The sequence below is a fragment of the Pantoea eucrina genome, from assembly GCF_002095385.1.
Classification (GTDB): domain Bacteria; phylum Pseudomonadota; class Gammaproteobacteria; order Enterobacterales; family Enterobacteriaceae; genus Pantoea; species Pantoea eucrina.
In genome coordinates, this window is record NZ_MIPP01000105.1 from 1 (window position 1) to 299 (window position 299).

Consider the following 299-nt stretch of genomic DNA (forward strand, 5'->3'; position numbering starts at 1 on the left):
CACAGCGCCAGCCACATTTTGCCGCTCCCGTCCGCCTGAACGCAGGCGGCACCGCTGTTTCTTTCCGCTATTCACCGATCGTTATAAAGCCCCTGTAAAGGGGCTTTTTTTTGTCCGCTATCCGGCAGCACTGAGGAGAATCAAAGGGTTGCAGTGGCAGCTAAACGCCGTCTGAAGCAGCTCGACCTGCATAATATCTCTACCCGGCACGGTGATGGCTGGCTCGGCTGGCCCGCGCGCGGGCCGTTTGATGCCATCATTGTTACCCGCAGCGCCCCCCGAAATTCCGACTGCGCTGA

At 59.2% G+C, this 299-nt stretch carries 1 pseudogene; it reads left to right on the top strand.

The features are described 5' to 3' along the window. Nucleotides 1-133: 133 nt before the first annotated feature. Nucleotides 134-299, top strand: a pseudogene (gene pcm, locus HA43_RS19280) (protein-L-isoaspartate(D-aspartate) O-methyltransferase); the annotation flags it as partial.